This window comes from Azospirillum canadense (assembly GCF_025961225.1).
GTDB classification, from domain to species: domain Bacteria; phylum Pseudomonadota; class Alphaproteobacteria; order Azospirillales; family Azospirillaceae; genus Azospirillum; species Azospirillum canadense.
In genome coordinates, this window is sequence record NZ_JAOQNG010000010.1 from 1,409,691 (window position 1) to 1,426,933 (window position 17,243).

Sequence of the window (17,243 nt, forward strand, 5' to 3'; positions counted from 1 at the left end):
CCAGGGTTGGCATCCGGCTTGCTTGGGAGGGTGCCAAGACACATGCACCTTCTTCGTGGAGATCCCTGGCCATGAGCATCTTCGGTTCGATGACCACCGCCGTCCTCGGCCTGAGCGCGCAGTCGAAGGCCCTCGGTCACATCTCTGACAACATCGCCAACGCCTCGACGAACGGCTACAAGCGGGTCAACACGGCGTTCGAGACGCTGGTGCTGCAATCCAACCAGCGCCTGCACGAACCGGGCGGCGTCACCGCCGCCCCCGTCTTCATGAACAACATCCAGGGCAACCTGACCCAGGTGCAGAGCGCGACCAACGCCGCCATCCAGGGCCAGGGCTTCTTCAGCGTGTCCAAGCTGAGCCGCGGCCTGACCGGCCCCGGCCAGCAGGGCGAGACGGTGCAGACCCAGACCGGCACGCTGAACGCCGACAACGTCTACTACACCCGCGTCGGCGACTTCGAGCTGGACAAGAACCGCTACCTGGTGAACAGCGCGGGCTTCGCGCTGAACGGCTGGGGCGTCGACGACACCACCGGCCAGCTGAAGAAGGACGTGGTGCAGCCGCTCCAGGTCAACACCCTGACCGACAAGCCGCAGCCGACCAACAACATCACGCTCGGCGCCAACCTGCCGGCCACGCCCACGCCGGGCGTGCCGATCCCGTCGTCCAGCATTCAGGTGTACGACACGCAGGGCAACGCGCGGACCATCCAGTTCAACTGGCGTCAGGACAGCTCGAACGTCTGGCGTCTCGGCATCGACGCGCCCGGCAGCGTCACGAAGCCGGTCGACGGCACCATCACGGGCAGCCCGGCAACCATGAGCGCCGGCGTCAAGACGGCCGGGCAGACCGCCGTGGCCCAGGAAAGCAAGGTCCTGCTCAACGGCACGACATCCTCTTACCCGTCCACCGTGACCCTCAACGGGCAGACGAATTTCTATCCGGACGGAACGTCGCAGGACAACATCCGTGTCGGTGACGTTTACTCGCTGACCATCAAAGGCCCGACCCCCATCACCGTGTCGATCGGTCCGCTCACGGTCGGCGGCGCCAACGACATCGCGAACTATCCCGACTACAAGTCCATCGCGAACGCGTTGAAGGCCGCGGTTCCGTCCCCCTTCAAGGCCTCCATTCCGGATCCGAAGGACCCGCGCACGATCCAGATCACGACGGCGGAAGGCTATCCGGTCGACGTCACGGCGAGCTTCACCAACGCAACGCCGGTGCAGAGCACCATTGTGAGCGGCCCGACCACCAATCTGACGGGCAGTGCCTCCGGTACGCAGCAGAGCTATTACAACTTCTCCGCCGCCAACATCGATGTCGGCGACGAGTTCCGCGTCACCGTCGGCACCAAGACCTTCAGCGTGCGCGTCACCCAGAACTCCGACGACCTCGGTGCGGTGACGACCGGCACCTCGTCCATCAGCATTGCGAACGCCGCAAACATCAACGCGGTGGTTGCCCGCCTCGTCACCGTGATCAACAACGCTCCGGGATATTCCGGCTTGGCCGCCAATGGTGCGACCGCGTTGAAGGCGCCCGCTCCCGGCGTGCCCTTCGGCGGCACGGCCAACCAGCTCGTCCTCGGCAATGCAGCGTTCCCGACCTTTACGACGTCGGCGTCGCAAACGGACGCCAGTTCCACGCCGAACACGATGAAGGCCGCCACGCCGACGGCGGACACGACCTATACGCCGACCACGACGACCCCTCTCGGCGTTCAGAACAGCACGATCGATTTCGGCAGCACGACGGCCTTGAAGGTGCCGGATGTCTATTCGCTCTCGATCGGCGGCAACACCTACCGGGTGCCCGTCAGCTACCAGACGATCAACTCCCTGACGACGGCCGGCAATGGCAACGGCATTGATGGCGTCATTGCGGAACTGGTCAAGAAGATCAACCTCGACACCGCCAACAATGGCTTCACCGCGGCGGCGGGTGCCTCGGGCCAGATCAAGTTGGTGGCGGTCGCCGCCGCCCCCGTGGTCACCACCAGCGGCGAACGGTTCAACATCACGGCCACGGACAATGTGAGGGTCGGAGAGAAATACTCCGTCACCGTTGACAATGTCTCGTATGCCGTCGAAGTCACCGACGACAACGTCACAACCATGGGCACGTTCGGCGGCGTCGCCAATGCGCTGGCCGCCAAGATCAACTCGGCCCGTCCCCAGGCGCCGGTGATCGCCACTGTGGTCAATTCCGAACTGAAGTTGACCGCGCGCACCGCCGGCACGCCCTTCCAGGTCGATCAGGAATACACGGCCGCCAGTTCCACCACGAACCAGGTCACCGGACCAACGGTCAGCGCCCCGACGACCTCGCGCGGCGAGCAGCAGGACTTCACGTTCCCGCAAACGAAGATCGACATCGGCGACCGTTATACCGTGTCGATCGACGGCTATCCGGTTTCCGTGCAGGTGAACGCCACCAACTACAGTTCCTTCAAGGATATGTCCGGCGTCGTGCAGGAACTGGCGAACTCCATCAATCGCACGACAGGCCTGAACGTCATCGCGACGGCGACCGGTGGACGCCTGTCCATCACCCACAACACACCCAGCACCGGCCGCTTCGTCGCCACGGCCCATGTCGACGATGCGTCCAGCGTCACCAACTCGCTCATCACCTCCACGACCACGTCGAACGTTCCCGGCATCCACCAGCAGCAGCAGGTGACCCTGGTCGGATCGCCGGGCGACGTGGGCGCGGAATACTCCGTCACCATCAACGGCACGCCGATCTCCTACAAGACCACCGGCACCGAAACGTCGATGGAAGACATCACGACCCAGCTTGCCAACACGATCAACAAGACGTCGCAGTACGTGACCGCCAGCGCCATCGGCAGCGTGCTGACCGTGGTCGCAAAGAACGCGAAGACCTCCAACGGCACGAACGACAACGGCGAGTTCGACCTGAAGGTCGGCGCGACCGACGGCAAGACCCCGTCACACGTCAAGCTGACCTTCGGCACGGACGCCGACAACGTCGGCACCATCACGGGCATCAGCACGAGCAATGTCGGAACCAAAGGCACGGCCGTCACGTCCGTGAACACGCAGACGGGGGCCAACGCCGACATCACCTTCACGGTGGACTACGGTTTCGGTCCGCAGCAGATCACGCTGAACGTCGGCAAGTTCGGCAAGTCGGGCGGCGTGACGCAGTTCGCCGGCAACGAGATCAACGTCCGCGAACTGGTCCAGGACGGCGCGTCCCGCGGCCAGTACAAGGAGGTGGTCTACGGCGACAACGGCGACGTGATCGTGAACTACGACAACGGCCGCAGCCGCGTCATCGGCCGCATCCCGGTGGTCACCTTCAACAACCCGAACGCGCTCCAGCGCGAGGCCGGCGGCGTCTACATCGAGACGGACGAGGGCGGCCGCCCCAACTTCAACGATCCGGACACCAACGGCGCCGGCGCGGTGGTCGCCAACAGCGTGGAAGCGTCCAACGTCGACATCGCGGACGAGTTCACCAAGCTGATCGTGACCCAGCGCACCTATTCCGCCAACACCAAGATCGTCACCACCTCCGACGAGATGCTCCAGGAAGTCCTTGGCCTGAAGCGCTAAGCGACCACGCCTCAGCGAGCCCGACGGGCGGCTAAAGAGCCGCCCGCTTTTCCCAGACGAAAGGTCCAACGACCATGTCCCTCTTCGGCGCCCTCGGGAGTGCGACGGCCGGTCTGCGCTCCGTCCAGTCCCAGGTCAAGCTGGTCTCGGACAACATCGCCCGGGCCGACGACCCCAACCGCACCCGGCACACGCTGTCCAACGTTCTGGACAGCGCCGGCTTCGTCATGTCGACGCAGTACCGGCGCGAGGTGGACACGGCCATGCGCGCCCAGGTCCAGGACCTGACCGCCCAGGAAGGCACCTCGACCACGAAGTCGGCCTACATGCAGAAGCTGGGCGACCTGATGCGGACGACCGACGGCAAGCCGCTTCTGAACCAGTATGCCGCGGACTTCCAGGCCGCCTGGAAGACGCTGGAGACGTCGCCGGAAAGCGAGACCGCCCAGTACCAGCTGGTTCAGGCCGCCAACACCTTCTCGCGCGAGATCGTGCGCGTGTCGCAGGGGGTGGAGGACCTGGACAACGAGATGAAAGGCGACATGAACACGTCGCTGGACAAGGTCAACGGCCTGCTGAACGACATCAACACCATCAATAACAACATCGTATCGCTGCAGGGCTACGGCTCCGCCGCGAACGAGGTCGCCGACAAGCGCGACGGCCTGATCAAGGAACTGAGCACCTACATCGGCGTCCGCACGGTGGAACGGCCGGACGGCCGCGTCGCCCTTTTCACGCCGTCGGGCCTGGCGCTGGTCGACAGCGACGCGGCAAAACTTTCCTATGACGGCGGCAACATCAACCTGACGGTCGGCAATCAAAGCACCACCATCAACCAGCACATCCGCGAGGGCAAGCTCGCCGCCTTGATGGACATGCGCGCCGACGGCTCGGCCTCCAGCCCGCCCAAGCCGGCCAGCGGCGACCCGACCAGCGAGGTGATCCGCAAGCTGCGCTCGCAGCTCGACGCCTATGCCACGATGTTCACCGACCACACCCAGCCCGGCCAGCCGACCAGCTTCCGCGACGCCTACGACAACGCGAAGCCGGTGGCGGCGGGGGAGGAGCCGACCCAGTTCTTCATGGGCAAGGACCGCTTCACCCTGGCGGTGAACGACAAGCTGCTGAGCGGCGAGACGAAGATCAAGGCCTCGGCCGTCAAGGACGTGGTCGCCGCGGTGAACGCCACCGGCCGCAAGTTCAGCGCCGACGGGCTGGAACTGGACGACGCGTCCTACACCAGCATGGCCAGCAACATCACCGGCAGCTGGATGACCGCGGCCAAGACGGTGAAGGACCGCAGCGACTTCGCCACCAGCGCCCGGCAGACCCTGGACGAGCGTTACCACGGCGCCACGGGCGTGAACATCGACGAGGAGATCGCGAACCTCCAGCAGCTCCAGACCTCCTACGCCGCGTCGGCACGGGTCATGCAAGTGGCCAATTCGATGTTTGATGCGCTGGAGGCGGTCATCCGATGAGCTCGGTTACGCAACTTGGCAGCTACGCCAAATATCTGGGGCTGGTCCGCAACCTGACCGCCGGCCAGAAGCAAATCGACGACCTGTCCACGCAGCTGACGACGGGCAAGAAGTCGATCGACCTGAACGCCTACGGGGCCGAGACGCAGAAGCTTCTCGACCTCCGGGCGGAGATGGCCAAGCGCGACAACTACGTCCAGAACATCGACACCGCGTCCCCGCGCCTGAAGGCAACGGACACGGTGCTGAGCACGCTGGAGCAGATGGCGTCGGACTGGCAGAGCAACAACCTGATGCCCTTCCAGCCGGGCCCGCCCAGCGTCACCTCGGCCTTCAACGCCAACCCCAACGGCATGAAGGTGACGGTGAACGCGGACAAGTCCAGCTTCACCCAGAACGCCCGCTACACGGTGTCCGCGGTGCCTTCCAAGACCGGGGAGAACGGCACCTTCGACGTGACCCTGACCGACGGGCTGGGCGGCACGACGACGCGCGCCATCAACCTGAAGACCGTGCCGCCCAACGACGGCGGCGGCTACAACTTCAAGATCATCGGCGGGCCGGGCGGCGGCGCGGTCGTGAACCTGAACTTCGACCAGCTGGCGTCGGCCTCCACCAGCAACTTCACGGTGAATTGGCCCCAGGCCAACGACACCCGCGACCGCGTTGAAGGCGCGATGCGCGACATGCAGCAGCTGCTGAACGAGCGGTTCGGCGACCGCTTCCTGTTCGGCGGCGCGCGCTATGACAAGGAGCCGGTCAGCGATCTGCTGGCCGCACCGCAGAAGACCAAGGTCACGCTGAACGGCGCCATCGTCAACACCGACGATTATTTCGAGGTGACGATCGACGGCAAGCCCTTCAGCTACCAGGTCCAGGCGAACGACCCGAAGTCGCTGAGCTTCGTCGCGGGCACGCTGAACAACATGATCCGGTCGGCCGACCCGAAGCTGCCGATGACCGCCATGGCCTCGTCGGACGGCGTGATCACGCTGGTCGGCGACCAGTCGGGCCAGACCTTCGACGTGCAGGCGCGCGTTGTGAACGCCATGACCGTGGACAACTCGATCAGCCCGCCGACGACCACCCAGCAGGCCACCCTGCCGGCCCCGGCCGGCACGGGCGCGAAGCAGATCGACAGCTTCACCCTGACCGGCCAGAACGTCGACATCGGCGACACCTACCAGTTCTCGGTCGAGGTCGGCGATCCCGGCGATCCGTACAACCTGAAATACTATCAGCAGAATCCGAACGAGCCCAAGGACCTGCCGCCCTACCAGAAATACACCGTCAGCTACACGGTGTCGGAGCAGGACTACAACGGCGGCGTCACCGACGTGTCGAAGGTCGCCGACCAGCTCCGCCTGCAATACGCGAAGCTGAACCCGCAGCCGCCGGTGGGCATCGACGCGGTGGGCAGCGGGTCCAGCATCTCGCTGACCAGCAACACCACCATGGACCCGAACCACCCCTCGCGCGTCCAGCAGTTCGCGACCTCCGCAAAGGCCATCAACGGTTCCATCGACAACACCGTGCAGGTGACGACCCTGCCGCCGGAATCGGATTCCATCACCGACCTGCCCTACGTCGACCCACCCAACCTGCCCTTCTACGACAGCGAGGCGCTGACGACGAAGCAGAACATCAAGGCCTCGCAAAAGCCGGCGGTGACCATCGACGACGGGCAGTCGATCAGCTACGGCGTGACCAGCACCGACCGCGCCATCCAGAAGCTGGTCACCGCCTTCCGCATGGCGCGCGTGGCGGCGTCCAACCCCGGCCAGTACGAGCAGTACATCGCCAAGTCGCGCGAGTTGATGTCGCAGGCGAAGGACGAGGTGCGCTCGGTCCACGCCAAGGTCGCTTCCGACATCGCGACGCTGGACCAGAAAAAGAGCGAGCACAAGGACGCCATCGCCACGGTGACCCAACGCATCGCCGGCATCGAGGGCATCGACGAGACGGAAGTGGCCGCCCGCCTGAAATCCTCCATGAACACCCTGGAGGCCGCCTACACCGTCGCCGGCCAGACGCAGAAGCTGTCGCTGCTGAATTACCTGGCGTGAAGGGGCTTTTCTGGGGGGTGGTCGCGTTGGGCCCCCCTCCCATCCTCCCCCCACTTCGCGGGGGGAGGAGTTGAGCGTCGGAGCGATGGAGTTCCCTCCCCCGCTCTCGGCGGACCGAAGGTCCGCCTGCCGCGTCAGCGCAAGCTTCGCTTGCGCGGGAGCGAAGATGGGGGAGGGTTAGGGAGGGGGCCCAGCGCAACAACTCCCCGCAACCCCATCACCATCCCAAAACAAAACCGGCGCCCCTTTTCAAGGGCGCCGGTTTTGTTTGTGCCATCCTCAGATGGAAATGCTCAGCGATTGGCGCTGCGGCGGGCCGTCGGGGGCCGGGGCCGGTGGGGCCATGGGCGGGCGGGCCGGGGCGGCGGCCTGCGGCCTCGGCGCCGCCGGCTGGCCGGGCTGGGCCGCCGCCTCGGCGGCTTCGGCGCGCATGGTCAGGCCGCTGGCGACCGAGCGGTTGATGGCGACCAGCGTTTCCAGCTTCGTGCCGTCCAGGTCGATCAGGCGGGCCGTCGTCTCCCGATCCACCAGCAGCGACAGGGCCGCGATGTTGGTGCGCACTTCCGGCGGGTGACCGCAGTCTTCCTCGGTCATGGCGGCCTGGAAGATGGTCCACAGGCGCTGGTTCAGCTGCAGCGCCGCGCGCAGGGCTTCGGTGTTGTCCGGGTTGCGGCCGGCGTCGATCAGGCGGCGCGCCGCCTCCGCCAGTGCCCACGCCTCTACATCGCGCGGGTTGTCCGAGGTCGGTTTGTTTGCGTATGTCGGTGTCGGCTTCATTCCAAACCCTCGGGGCAGCCCGTCGGACAATTGTCTGTTCGCTCAGGTGCGAGTGACCGTGATTGTCCGGGATCCTCCGGGTTTTGTCAACTTAAGGGACCTGTTGGAGACCTTTAGCGAGCCTTTGTCACGACCTGTTCGAGACGGCGCGGCGCCTGCTCGATCAGGTCCGTGGCCGCCCGTTCCACCACCTCCACGGCGATGCCGTCCATCAGGCCGCTCGCCTTCGGGTCGGCCTTCTGCCGGGCCAGCAGCTCCGTCCGCGGAACGGTGCTGACCACGGTCCGCGCGCGTGCCCCCCAGGGCCCGTAGGTTTCCGGAAAGCCGGGGCCGAACAGGCCCAGCGTCGGCGTGCCGGCCGCGGCAGCGATGTGCATGAGGCCGCTGTCGTTCCCAACATAGAGCGCCGCCCGGCGGATGCAGGCCGCCGCGGTCAGCGGGTCGGTGCGGCCGGTCAGATCAATCGCCCGTGCGCCCAGCGCGTCGAGCAGCGGCCGGGCGCGCTCCCGCTCCGGTCCGGCGGCCAGAACGGCGACGCGCGCGCCCTCCAGCACCCCGCCCGCGCCGGTGATCCGCTCCGCCAGATCAGCAAATCGCTCCACCGGCCATTCCTTGCCCGGCCAGTTGGCGGTCGGCCCGATCGCCAGGAACGGGCCAATTCCGGCCGGCAGCAGCCGGTCGGCCTCCACGTCCGCGGCGGAGTCGATCCACAGCCGCGGGTCGGGCGGCGGCGACAGCCCGAGCACTCGGCCGATTTCCTGCACCTTGTGCAGCTCCGGTGCGCGGGCGTGGAAGACGCGCCGCGCCGCCGGGACCAGGCGCCCGACCGCCGAGTTGCGCAGGTCGACCACGAGATCCCAGCGCACCCGCACGCACTCCAGCCAGAGGTCGATCCAGTGGCGCGCGAAGGACCGCTTGGGCATGGCGATCAGACGCTCCAGCCCCGGCACGGCGCGGAACAGCGGTGCCGGCAGCGGCCCGCAGGCGACCGTCAGGCGGGCGCCCGGGTGGCGGTCCACCAGATGGGCGAGCAGGCCGGTGGACAGGACCGCGTCGCCCAGGCGGTTGGAGGTGATGAAAAGGATGCGCACGTCCGGTTCCCGCCCCTACCGCGCCGCCGACGCCCCGGCGCCGGGTGCAGCACGGCCGTCCCGGTCCAGGTTGCGGCTTAGGTTGCGGCCCAGCACCCAGGCGGCCGGCACCAGCACGAGGATCGGCAGGATGTAGAGCAGCGGGACCAGCACGTTCGCCTTGGCCGCCAGGCTGCTGAGGCCGAGCACCGCCGATTGGATGCCCATGACGATTAGCACGGCGGCCGTGACGCGCCGGGTCTGGCCGCGCCGGTTGAACTCGCCCGACAGGAGGGCCGCCAGCGACACCATGGTGTAGGCCAGCGCCAGCAGCGGCGAGGACAGGCGGTGGTGCAGCTCCGCTGTCAGGTCGCGCAGCACCTTGTCGTTGCCGGCCAGCTGCGGCGGCGGGTTCAGCAGCTCGTCGGTCGACCGTTCGCGCGCGTCGGGCCAGCGCTCCCCGCCGGAACTGGTCAGCACCTTCAGGTCGACCGCGTAGCGCTCGAAGAACAGCTGCGAGAGGCGGTTGGTCTTGCGGTCGAGCTCCTGCCGGTTGCCGTTGTAGACGACGAAACGCGCGCCGTCCGTCCCGGTCAGCATGACCGCGCGCTCGCCCAGGATGGTGACGGGCTTCTCCGGCGTGCGCCCGTCGTGGATGACGACGTTGTGCATGTTGCCGTCGCTGTCGCGCTCGCGCAGGAAGACGTTGAAGCGGTCGCCCACCTCGTTGAACACGCCCTCGCGCAGGAACAGCTGCGAATAGTCGCTGCGCACGGCGTATTCCATACGCACCAGTTCCTGGTGGGCGGCCGGCGTAATCCACAGGTTCAGCACATAGACGATCACCATGACGCCGAAGGCCAGCACGATCGCCGGCTGGGCCAGCGCGAAGGGGCCGACGCCCGCCGCGCGCATGACGTTCAGCTCGCTGTCGGACGACAGGCGATTGTAGGTGAACAGGATGGCCCCGACCAGCGCCAGCGGCAGCACGATGCCGAGGAAGGTCGGCACCGTCAGCACCAGCAGCCAGAGGAACATCCGCATCGGCGCGCCGGCTTCCACGACCATCTCGATCAGGCGCAGGGACTGGCTCAGCCAGATCGTCAGCGTCAGCCCGGCGGTGGAATACAGGGTGGCGATCAGGAGGTTGCGGAACAGATACCGTTGCAGTCGATTCATGAGGTGCATCGTGGGAAGCCCGGCGTGAAGCTGACGAGGTAAAGCGTCCGGGTCAAGTGTTGTTGTCGGGAGACGTCCGCTCCGCGGCGTTTGGCAGCCCTTCAATCCGTCCTTCGTTTGCTCTAGACAGTTGGGCATGGCGACGATCAAGGACGTGCTGGCCGACGCGCTGGCCCACCACCGGTCCGGCCGGCTGGCGCAGGCCGCCGCCGGCTACGAGGCCGTGCTGGACACCGTGCCGGACCATCCGGACGCGCTGCATCTGCTGGGCGTCGTCTACCTCCAGGCCGGCCACCCGCGGGAGGCGGAGGCGCGCATCCGCGCCGCCATCCGCGCCGACCGGGGTGCTGTCGACTATCACGACAACCTGGGCAGCGCCTTGCTGGCGCTCGGCCGGGCGGAGGAAGCGGTGGAGTCTCAGCGCGAAGCGATCCGCCTGCGGCCCGACTTCGCGCAGGCCTTCTACAACCTCGGCAACGCGTTGGAGGCGCTCGGCCGGCTGGACGAGGCGGCGGACGCCTACGCCCAAGCGGCGGCGAAGCGGCCGGGCTACGCGCGGGCGCGCTTCAACCTGGGCAACGCGCTGGCCGCGCTCGGCCAAGCCGGGAAGGCAGAGGACGCCTACCGTGCGGCGCTGCGCGACGATCCCGGATTCGTGGAGGCCTGGGCCAACCTCGGCGCGCTGATGATGCGACGCGGGGACGCAGTTGGGGCGGTGGAGCCCCTGCAACGGGCGTTGGCACTGCGGCCCGACCACGCCACGGCGCTCGCCAACCTGTCGGCGGCGTTTCTGGCGGGCGGCTCGGCTGACGCGGCGGAGCCGGCCGCGCGGCGCGCCATGGCGGTGCGGCCGGACTTTGCCGAGGCGGCGCTGCGCCGCGGTGACGTTTTGCAACGCCGGCACCGGCTGGCCGAGGCCGGACGGGCCTACGAACGGGCGGTGGCGCTGCGCCCGGACTTGGCGGAGGCCTGCGCCAACCTCGCCCTGGTGCGGCAGACGCAGGGGCTGCTCGATCCGGCGGAGGCCGGCTACCGCCGCGCGCTGGCTCTGCGCCCGGACTTGGCGGAGGTACGCTCCAACCTCGCCTACCTGGATCTGTTCCGGCCGGGGGTGACGCTGGCCCGCGTGCTGGAGGCGCACCGCGCCTGGGACGCCGTGCACGGGGCGCCGCTGCGCGCCGCCTGGACCCTGCATCCACCGGCCGACGCCCGCCGCCCGCTGGTCGTCGGCATCCTGTCGGGCGATTTCCGGCGCCACCCCGCGGGGCAGTTCGCCATCCGCGCCGTGGAGGCGCTGCCCGCCCAGGGCGTGCGCCTGTTCCTCTACGCCAACCAGACGGAGGAGGACGACCTGACCGCCCGCTTCCGCGCCGCTGCGGAGCGCTGGCTGCCCATGGCCGGCCTGACGGACGCCGAGTTGGCGGCGCGCATCCGCGCCGATGGGGTGGACGCGCTGATCGACCTGGCCGGGCACAACGCGCGGGGGCGGCTGGGCGTCTTCGCCCGCCGGCCGGCGCCGGTGCAGGTGGCGTGGTCGGGCTATATGGCGACGACCGGACTCGCCGCCATGGACGCGCTGGTCGCCGACGCCCACCACGTGCCGGAGGGGGCGGAGCGATTCTACACCGAGCGCATCCTGCGCATGCCCGGCGCCTTCATCGCCTACGACCCGCCCGAGGACGCGCCAGAGCCGGTTCCGCCGCCCTGTTTGGCAGGACAGCCGGTCACCTTCGGCGCCTTCAACATCCTGACCAAGCTGACGGACGAGGTGCTGGCGACCTGGGCCGCCGTGCTGGATCGCGTGCCGGACTCCCGCCTGCTGCTGAAGACCAAGGCGCTGTCTTGCCCGGAGACGGCGGCGCTGTGGCAGGGCCGGCTGGCCGGGGCAGGCATCGCCACGGACCGGCTGACCCTGGTCGGCGCCACCAGCAGCCTGGAGCACATGGCCTGGTGCGCCCGGGTGGACGTGGCGCTGGACCCCTTCCCCTTCGCCGGCAGCACGACGACGCTTGAGACGCTGTGGATGGGCGTGCCGGTCATCACCCTGCCGGGCGAGACCTTCTCCAGCCGCCACTCGCTGGCCATCCTGACCGCTGCCGGAGTGGAGGGCTGCGTCGCCCGCGACGCGGCCCATTACGTGGAGCTTGCCGCCGGCTGGGCCGCAAATCCGGCGCGTCTAGCCGCGCTGCGCGCGCGGCTGCGCGGACAAATGGCCGCAAGCAGCCTTTGCGACGGCGGCCAACTCGCCGCCCGGCTTGCCCAATCGCTGCGCGACCTTCGGCACGGCCGGTCGTAATCGCGTCTATTTGTTTGTGTACTAATTACAGGCGCGCCGGGGCGGCGTTCCTGCGATTTATGTTGTTCGCAAACAGTATATCAGTCACACATTATTGACGATTTCCAATCTATAGTCGAACAGACCGGGCCGGACGCAGGGAGGGTGCTGGATGCTGAACATCGCGGCCATCCGCCGGGCGATCGAGGATGTGGAGCTTGCAGCCTCCGCGGGGGCGGCCGACCAATTCAATGGGGGCCGATCCGATGGGGGCCGGTGGAACGCGGGCCCGCCGCTCCGCGGCACGCTCGCGAGGCTCTACGGCGTCTACGCCCAGCGCGTGCTCGAACTGCACGGCATCTCCGTCGACCTGGAGGAGCTGTGCACCCAATGCTGCCGGCAATGCCCGGACGGCCGCTGCGTCCGCGACGAGGCCGCCGGCCAATAACGGCCGATTCCCACCCTATTTCTCGCCGATAAAGCGCACCCAGGGGAAATCCAGCACGTCGAAGGCGCACACGCGCGGCCCTTCGCCCCGCCTTTCCAGCGCGTCGAGCACGCAGGAGGGTGCGGCCTGGTCGAGCATCCAGTAGCCCCGCCCCCGCCGCAGGAACCACGCGATGTAGGCGGCCGTGCGCTCCAGAAAGGCGCGGCCGCGCGGGGTCGGCTGGAACCAGGCGAAGCAGACGGTGATGTCCCGAGTCGGCCCACGCCAGCGCCCGTCGCGCAGCAGCCCGACGTCGAAGCCCGCCATCGCCTCCTCCAGCGCCCCGAGTCCGCCGGCAAGCGTGCAGTCCGCGTCCACATGGGCGAGCGACCGCCCCAGCCGACCCAGCAGCTGGTGCCAGCGCAGGAAGCGGATGCAGGCGTAGTAGGTGATGCGGCGGTGGTCGTCCCAGCCTGCGAAATCCACCCGCTCCCGGCTGGCGCCGAGCGGCAGGCGGGCGCGCCAGGCGGCCAGGTCGGCTTCCGTCTCCGGCGACGGGTTGATGACGTGCACGTGCACCGCCGGCCCACCCGCCGCCACCGCCGACTCCAGCAGAGCCCCCGCGAAGCGGCGGTAGTAGCCGTCGTCGCAGGACAAAGCGAGGATCGGCCCCTCCCCCAGACCCGGCCCGGCCGGCGGTTCGAACAGCACTTCCAGCGGCGCGAAGGCGGACAGTTGCTCGTCGGCCGACGGAATTCCGTCGAGGAACCGGCGCTCCGCCCGGACCATGGACCAGAGCCGCAGCTCGAAGTCCGCCGCCAGCTCCGCCGGGATGAAGCGGCGGGAAAAGCGCCCCATGAAGCGCGCGGCGAGGTCCAGCCGGCCGCGCCGGTGCAGGCGGTAGGCGACCACCGCCGCCGCCCGCGGGTCGCGTGGGTTCCGCCGCAGCGCCGTCATGGCCGCGCGCGCCGCCGCGTCCAACAGGCCCGTGTCGGCCCGTCCGGCCTGGAGGAGCGCCAGCGCCGCGCCGACCAGTGCGTCGCCCGCCGCGGCGTGGTGTGGATCCGCCACGAGCGCGTGGCCGAGCGTCCGCACCGCCCGCGCGACCCGCACGTCGTCGAGCCGGCTGTGGTGGGTCACGGTGCGATCCAGCCCGGCGTCGTCCAGGGCGCTGACCGCGGCGTTGTGCAGGGCGTCGGCCTGCGCCGGGGCCAGCGCCGCCGCCTGCCGGCGCAGCCGGGCGGCGGCGCCGGGCCGGCCGAGCGCGGCCATCGCGTTGGCGCGGTTGATACGCGCCTCCATATCTTCCGGGCGGAGGGCCAGCGCCTCGCCGAAGGCCTGCGCCGCCTCTCCCGCTTGGCCGAGCGCTAGCAGCGCGGTGCCCAGGTTGTTCCAGGCCTCCGGGAAACGGGATTGGCGCGCCAGCGCCTGCCGGTAGCGCGCCGCGGCCCCCGCCGCGTCGCCGTCGGCCAGCAGCAGGTTGCCCAGGTTGTAGGCCGCCTGGACCTGCCCGGGGTCGAGCGCCAGGGCGCGGCCCAATACGCGCGCCGCCCCCGCCGCGTCCCCGGCCGCGCGCAGCGCCAGCCCGAGATTGCCGGCAAAATCACCGTCGTCCGGCCGCAGCGCCACGGCGCGGCGCAGCAGCGGCACGGCACGGCCGGAATGCCCTTGCTGGCTTTCCAGCACGCCCAGCAGGTGCAGCGCGTCGGGTTGGCCCGGAATGGCCCGGAGGATGCTAAGATACAGCGGCCGGGCCTCGTCGAGCCGGCCGGCCTGATGGTGGCCCACCACGGCGGCCAGGGCATCCCGAACTGTGACCATGCCGCCTGTCTACACGCGCACCCGATCTTAGTCCATGCGACCGGTTGCGATGCGACACACAGGACCGCCGAAGGAGGTTCCATGGCCGACCGGCCGCTCGTCAGCATCATCACGCCCACCTGGGGGCGGGAGGCGTTCCTGCCGCTGTGCCACGCCCGCGTCATGTCGCAGACCTGGCCGGAGGTGGAATGGCTGGTCTTCGACGACAGCCCGCGGCCGAGCGCCTACCTCCAGCCCCTGGCCGGCCCGCGGCTGAAGTATCTCTACTCGCCCAGCCGCTACGCCATCGGCGAGAAGCGCAACATCCTGGCAGAGCACGCGCGCGGCGACATCATCGCCCATTTCGACGACGACGACTTCTACGCCCCGACCTACGTGGAGCGGATGGTGGAGCGGATGGTTGGCCGGCTGGAGCAGGGCTGCGACGCCGTGAAGCTGTCGGGCTGGTTCCTGTACAGCGCGGTGCACGGCGCCTTCGGCTATTGGGACACAGCGCGCGGCGGTGCGCACCACCGCTGGGGCCGCACTGCCCGGACCTACGTCGATGCGCCGGACAGCCCGGCGTCCGACGACAACCGGGTGGGCTACGGCTTCTCCTACGCCTACCGCCGGGCGGTGTGGGAGGCCGTGCGCTTTCCTCCCCTGAACGCCTGCGAGGACGCCCCCTTCATGACGGCGGCGCGGGAGCGTTTCCGCGTCCAGGACTTCCCGGACGCCGAGGGGTTGTGCCTGCACACGCTGCACGCGCGCAGCACCAGCCTGTGCCTGCCCCAGTACGAGCTGCCGCCGGCCCTGCTGGAGCGCCTGTTCGGGCCGGCGGTGCAGCCCTACGTCCGCGCGGGCGCGGGGTGACCGCCGCCCTCAGCCGGTCCGGCGCGGCCGGCGTTCGGGGCTGAAGCGCCCGCCCTGGTCGCAGGCCAGGATGCAGGCCTGGATCTCCTCCGGCCGCACGGGCTTGCGCAGGTACCCCACCCGCTCCGCCCGGGCGAGCCGGTAGAGTTCGGTGGACACGTCGCCGGTGATCAGCCAAGCCGGCACGTCCGCCCCCAGGTCGGCGCGCAGGCGCTTGATCGCCTCCAGCCCATCGCCGCCCGGCCCCAGCCGATAGTTGGCGATGATGACGTCGGGGCGGGTGGGTGCGCTCCGGACCAGGGCGACCGCTTCGTTCACGCTGTTGGCGGACAGCACGGTGCAGCCGAAATCCTCCAGGAACAGTCGCACCGCCAGCGCCACCATCGGGTCGTCCTCGACCACCACCGCCAAGCAGGTGGGTGCGTCCGGGCGGCGCCCCGCCTCGACGACGACCGGCCGCGGCGACGGCTCAACCGACCCGGATGCCGGCGACTGGGACGCGGGCGACTTGGCCGCCGACAGCTGGGTGGGCAGCAGGATGGAGAAGCGCGACCCCCGGCCGGGCGTGGAGGACACCTCCACCGGCACTTCCATCAGGTTGGCCGCCCGCTGCACGATGGCAAGGCCGAGCCCATAGCCGTGGTCACCCCCCTGAGCCCCGTTGCCGCGGTAGGACTCGTGGAAGATCAGTGCCCTCTGCTCCGGCGGAATGCCGACGCCGGTGTCGATGACGTCGATCCGCAGCCGCTGCCCGACGCGGCGGCACCCGATCAGCAGCCCGCCCCGGTCGGTGTAGCGGACCGCGTTCGCGATGAAATTGCGCAGGATGCGCTCCAGCAGGACGGGATCGCCGTAGACCGCTCTCCCGCAGGACACCGTCCGGAAGGTCAACCCCTTGTCCCGCGCCATGATCTCGAACTCGTCGCGCAACCGGTCCAGCAGTTCGTTCACCTCGATGGGCATCTCCTGGACCGAGCGCTTCCCCGACTCCAGCTGCGAGAGGTCTAGCAGCGACTCGAACAGGCCGGTGAGGGCCGCCAGCGTCTCGTTCGCCTTGTCGACGACCGGCCGAAGCGCCGGGTCGGCCACGCGCCGGTTCAGCACCTCCAGGAACAGGCGCAAGGCCATCATGGGCTGGCGCAGGTCGTGGCTCGCCATGGCCAGGAAGCGCGACTTCGCCATGCTGGCCTCCTCCGCCGATTCGGCGGCGGCGCGCGCCCGCTCCTGCTCCGCCGCGGCGAGCACGAGGTCGGTCGCGTCGGCGTGCCGGACGACCGCGCGCGCACGGCCGGGGCCGTCCACCGCCGACACCTGCAGTTGGAACCAGCGCTGCCGGGTCGGCGCGTGGCAGGGGTAGGTCATGAGGTGGAAGGACTTCCGCCCCGCCAGCACGGCGCGAATGCCCGCGGCGGCCTCCGCCGCCACGGTGTCGCCCGCGGTGGCGGCCCCATCGCACACGGCCAGGTAATTCTGCCCGACCGCCGAGTCGGCCGTCTCCAGACGGTTGTCGCGGGCGAAAGCGCGCCAAGCCGCGTTGACTTGGATGATCGCACCGTCGCCGCCCAGGACGGCGATGCTGTCCTGAAACACGTCGAGCAGTTGGACGGCCTGCCGTTCCCGCGCAAGCCCAAGGAATGCTTTCAGCCGTGATGCAAACCGCCGGCGCAGACTCATGGCGATTCCATCGTTTTGTGTACTT

The 17,243-nt window shown here is 69.0% G+C and carries 11 protein-coding genes; 6 read left to right on the forward strand and 5 right to left on the reverse strand.

The window, feature by feature from the left end:
* Nucleotides 1–71: 71 nt before the first annotated feature.
* The 3 genes from M2351_RS42315 (at nt 72) to M2351_RS42325 (ending at nt 7,143) form a co-directional block, all read left to right on the forward strand.
* Entirely contained in the window at nt 72–3,593 is a 3,522-nt protein-coding gene (locus tag M2351_RS42315; RefSeq protein WP_264661948.1) for a flagellar hook-basal body complex protein, read from the forward strand.
* A gap of 74 nt (nt 3,594–3,667) precedes the next feature.
* Nucleotides 3,668–5,077, forward strand: coding sequence for a flagellar hook-associated protein FlgK (gene flgK, locus M2351_RS42320; RefSeq protein WP_264661949.1), 1,410 nt, complete (start codon nt 3,668–3,670; stop codon nt 5,075–5,077).
* Entirely contained in the window at nt 5,074–7,143 is a 2,070-nt protein-coding gene (locus tag M2351_RS42325) for a hypothetical protein (protein WP_264661950.1), read from the forward strand. Before flgK ends, M2351_RS42325 begins: the two co-directional genes overlap by 4 nt.
* Before the next feature lie 279 nt (nt 7,144–7,422).
* Here the strand turns inward: M2351_RS42325 and M2351_RS42330 are convergent, their stop codons facing one another.
* The 3 genes from M2351_RS42330 to lptF all read right to left on the reverse strand — a co-directional run bounded on the left by M2351_RS42330 (nt 7,423) and on the right by lptF (nt 10,169).
* Complete coding sequence (locus tag M2351_RS42330; RefSeq protein ID WP_264661951.1) at nt 7,423–7,920, reverse strand: flagellar biosynthesis regulator FlaF; 498 nt, start codon at nt 7,918–7,920, stop codon at nt 7,423–7,425.
* 113 nt (nt 7,921–8,033) lie between these two features.
* The gene (locus tag M2351_RS42335) at nt 8,034–9,011 is read right to left on the reverse strand and encodes a glycosyltransferase family 9 protein (protein ID WP_264661952.1); all 978 of its coding nucleotides are present in this window, start codon (nt 9,009–9,011) and stop codon (nt 8,034–8,036) included.
* Nucleotides 9,012–9,026: 15 nt separating this feature from the next.
* Nucleotides 9,027–10,169, reverse strand: coding sequence for an LPS export ABC transporter permease LptF (lptF, locus tag M2351_RS42340; RefSeq protein ID WP_264661953.1), 1,143 nt, complete (start codon nt 10,167–10,169; stop codon nt 9,027–9,029).
* Between the two features lie 136 nt (nt 10,170–10,305).
* Between lptF and M2351_RS42345 the strand changes: the two genes are divergently transcribed.
* Both M2351_RS42345 and M2351_RS42350 read left to right on the forward strand, forming a co-directional pair.
* Nucleotides 10,306–12,465, forward strand: coding sequence for a tetratricopeptide repeat protein (locus M2351_RS42345; protein WP_264661954.1), 2,160 nt, complete (start codon nt 10,306–10,308; stop codon nt 12,463–12,465).
* Between the two features lie 151 nt (nt 12,466–12,616).
* The gene (locus M2351_RS42350; RefSeq protein ID WP_264661955.1) at nt 12,617–12,892 is read left to right on the forward strand and encodes a hypothetical protein; all 276 of its coding nucleotides are present in this window, start codon (nt 12,617–12,619) and stop codon (nt 12,890–12,892) included.
* A gap of 15 nt (nt 12,893–12,907) precedes the next feature.
* Here M2351_RS42350 and M2351_RS42355 read toward each other — a convergent pair whose 3' ends face one another.
* Entirely contained in the window at nt 12,908–14,692 is a 1,785-nt protein-coding gene (locus M2351_RS42355) for a tetratricopeptide repeat protein (RefSeq protein ID WP_264661956.1), read from the reverse strand.
* Between the two features lie 81 nt (nt 14,693–14,773).
* Here M2351_RS42355 and M2351_RS42360 point away from each other — a divergent pair, with 81 nt between their 5' ends.
* Nucleotides 14,774–15,544 carry a glycosyltransferase family 2 protein gene (locus tag M2351_RS42360; protein ID WP_264661957.1) on the forward strand — a complete coding sequence of 257 codons (771 nt, stop codon included), beginning with the start codon at nt 14,774–14,776 and terminating at the stop codon, nt 15,542–15,544.
* A gap of 9 nt (nt 15,545–15,553) precedes the next feature.
* On the opposite strand, the gene M2351_RS42365 is transcribed toward M2351_RS42360, so the two are convergent.
* Complete coding sequence (locus tag M2351_RS42365; RefSeq protein WP_264661958.1) at nt 15,554–17,218, reverse strand: ATP-binding response regulator; 1,665 nt, start codon at nt 17,216–17,218, stop codon at nt 15,554–15,556.
* Between the last annotated feature and the right edge of the window lie 25 nt (nt 17,219–17,243).